Annotated in this window: 3 protein-coding genes; 1 reads left to right on the top strand and 2 read right to left on the bottom strand. The window is 70.3% G+C overall.

Features of this window, described 5'->3' with window-relative positions; translation table 11 throughout:
• Positions 1 to 814 (top strand): BRCT domain-containing protein (locus Q8M88_RS07720; protein ID WP_305596046.1); only part of this gene is annotated, 814 nt, incomplete at its 5' end.
• Between the two features lie 131 nt (positions 815 to 945).
• Here the strand turns inward: Q8M88_RS07720 and Q8M88_RS07715 are convergent.
• A complete protein-coding gene (locus tag Q8M88_RS07715) occupies positions 946 to 2,760 on the bottom strand; it encodes an aminopeptidase P family protein (RefSeq protein WP_305596044.1) in 1,815 nt (604 codons plus the stop codon).
• A gap of 92 nt (positions 2,761 to 2,852) precedes the next feature.
• On the bottom strand, positions 2,853 to 3,057 hold a 205-nt coding region (locus tag Q8M88_RS07710), incomplete at its 5' end, for a hypothetical protein (protein ID WP_305596042.1).

The raw sequence follows: 3,057 nt of genomic DNA, 5'->3' as shown, positions 1-3,057 counted from the left end.
GACGACGGCGTCGGGCGCGGAGACTGTCGTGCGGCGCTGCACGGGCGAGTTCGCGTGCCCGTTCCAGCGCCTGCAGCACCTGCGCCACTTCGTGTCGCGCCGGGCCTTTGACATCGAGGGGCTGGGGGAGAAGCAGTTGGCGGCGTTCTACGAGCGCGGCTGGCTGAAGGAGCCGGCCGATATCTTCCGGCTGGCCCTGGATCAGTCGAAGCTGGACGAGTTGCTGTCCATTGACGGATACGGCGAGACCAGCGTGCGCAACCTGAGAGCGGGCATCGAGGCGCGTCGCACGATCCCGCTGGATCGGTTCATCTACGGCTTGGGCGTGCGCCACATCGGCGAGACCACAGCGGTCGGCATGGCGCGCGGCTACGGCACGGCGCAGGCGTTCCTGGCGGCGATGGACAGGATCGCCGAGCGCGATCCCGAGGCGATCGAGGAATTGGACGCGTTCGACCAAATCGGGACCGCGGTGATCGAGGCGGCGGCGGCCTATTTCGCCGAGGACCACAACCGGCGCGCGGTGCAGGCGCTGGCCGAGCAACTGACCATCCAGGACGCCGAGCAGCCGAAGACCGATACGGCGGTCGCCGGCAAGACCGTGGTGTTCACCGGCGCGCTGGAGCGGATGACCCGCGACGAAGCCAAGGCCCAGGCAGAGGCGCTGGGCGCGAAGGTCTCCTCGTCGGTGTCCAAGAAGACCGACATCGTCGTGGCTGGGCCCGGGGCCGGCTCAAAGCTGAAGACCGCGGCCGAACTTGGCCTGCAGGTGCTGACCGAGGACGAGTGGCTGGCGCTCGTGGGCGCCGGCTAAACACGTTCACGCAAGGGCGCAGATGCGGCGTAGTCAGTCGCATCTGAGGTGCGGGGCGTGGCGGGGCGTTTCCTGAGCGAGTTGAAACGCCGCAACGTGATTCGCGTGGCCTCGCTGTTGGCCTCGCGCCGCTAGAGCGGGGCGCAGGCCTCCGCCAGCCACGCGCGCACGTCGGGCGGGACTTTCGGGCCGACCTCGGCGAGCACGCGGGCGTGGTAGGCGTCAAACTGTGCGCGTTCCTCGGGCGTCAGCAGGTCCAGGGCGACCAGCCGGCGGTCGATGGGCGCCAGTGTCAGGGTCTCGAAGCCCAGCATCGGACGCTCGCCGCCGGCGATCGGCTCGGCCGGGGTGACCACCTGCAGGTTCTCGATACGGATGCCGTAGGCGCCTTCCTTGTAGTAGCCGGGCTCGTTGGAGACGACCATGCCGGCGTGCAACGCCACAGTGCTAGGCGACTTGGAGATCCGGTGCGGGCCCTCGTGGACGCCCAGGTAGGAGCCGACGCCGTGGCCGGTGCCGTGGTCGTAGTCGAGGCCGTGGGCCCACAGCGCGGCGCGGGCCAGAGCGTCCAGGCTGGAGCCTGTGGTCCCGGCCGGGAAGCGCACGCGAGCCAGCGCGAGGTTGCCCTTCAGCACCAGGGTGAAGCGCTCGGCCATCTCGCGCGACGGCTCGCCGATGGAGACGGTGCGGGTGACGTCGGTGGTGCCGTCCAGGTACTGGGCGCCGGAATCCACCAGCAGCAGCGATCCGGGCTCGGTGCGCTTGTTGAGCCGCGTGGTCGGGCGGTAGTGGACGACCGCGCCGTTCGAGGCCGCGCCCGCGATTGTATCGAACGACAGGTCCTTGAGCGCGCCGGTCTGTTCCCGAAAACCCTCCAGCCGGGTGACGATCTCGATCTCGTCGGGCGGACTCAACTGACCTTCGGTGGCCACCCAGTGCAGGAAGCGGGTGAGCGCAGCGCCGTCGCGGCGGTGGGCCCGGCGTGCGCCCTCGATCTCGACGTCATTCTTGCAGGCGCGCGGCAGGGCGGTCGGATCTTCGGCGCGGAGCACGTCGGCGCCGGCTTGCGCAAGCGCGTCGAAGTACCAGGCCGACGACTGCGAAGGGTCGACCAGCACGGTCTGGCCGGACAGATTGGCGAGCGCCGCTTGCAGCTTGTCGGGCGCCTCCAGCGTCACCTCGTTGCCCAGCCAGACGGCGAGATCCGAGGTGACCTTGCGTGGATCCAGGAACAGGTGCGCGGTCCCGTCGGCGTTGAGCACGGCCTGGCCGAGCGGTAGGGGCGAGCGGATCACGTCGCCGCCGCGGATGTTGAACAGCCAGGCGATAGACGCCGGCGCGGTCAGCACGGCGGCGTGAGCCCCGCGCGCGGCCAGGGTCTCGCCGATGCGCTTACGCTTGGCGGCCGAGGCCTCGCCTGCGTACTCGAGCGGGTGCGGCACCACTGGGGCCGCCGGCTGGTCCGGACGTGCGGCGCCCCAGGCTTGGTCCAGGGGATTGAGCTCGACGGGCTTGAGCTCGGCGCCGGCCTTGGCGGCGGCCAGCCGCAGGTGGGCCAGCGCATCGGGACTGTGCAGGCGCGGGTCGTAGCCGATCGACTGGCCGTGCGCGGCGGCGGTCTCGATGTAGGCCGGCACGCCGCCGTCGACGAGGTCGCGGATCTCGAACGTAGAGGCGTCGACCTGATCGCGGACCTGCAAGCTGTAGCGTCCGTCGACGAAAACCGCGGCCTTGTCGCGCAGGATGACGGCAGCCCCCGCCGACCCGGTGAAACCGGTGGCCCACGCCAGGCGGTCGTTGGCGGCCGGCAGGTATTCGTTCTGATGCTCGTCCTCGTGCGGGACGAGGAAGCCATCCAGGCCCTGGCGGGCCATGGCTTCACGGATCAGCGGCACATGGCGCGGTCCGAACGAGGGGTCGGTGCTTTCATCGAAGGTCTGGCGCATGGACGAGATTTAGGCCTCCCAGCGCCGGGCGGCAAACTGCGGGCGTGAAAAAGGCGCGGGCGATACGCTCGCCGCCCGCGCCTTCAGCGAGATTATTGATTCGGAGCCGGATCGGTGACCGCGTCGGAAACTTCGTTGGCGGTATCGGACGCATTGGCGGCCGCCTCGCGGGTCGCTTCGGCTGCGCGATCCGCGGCGATCGCGGTCTGGTCCGCGGCGGCCTGGCTGGCCTGGGCAAGGCTCGCGGCGGCGGCTTGGGAGGCTTGGGTCGCTGACGCCGCGGCGCTCTGGGCGTCA

Origin of the sequence: Phenylobacterium sp., from assembly GCF_030693805.1 — a bacterium.
Classification (GTDB): domain Bacteria; phylum Pseudomonadota; class Alphaproteobacteria; order Caulobacterales; family Caulobacteraceae; genus Phenylobacterium.
The sequence above is the reverse complement of the archived record's forward strand: the minus strand, read 5'-3'. Positions and strand labels throughout refer to the sequence as shown.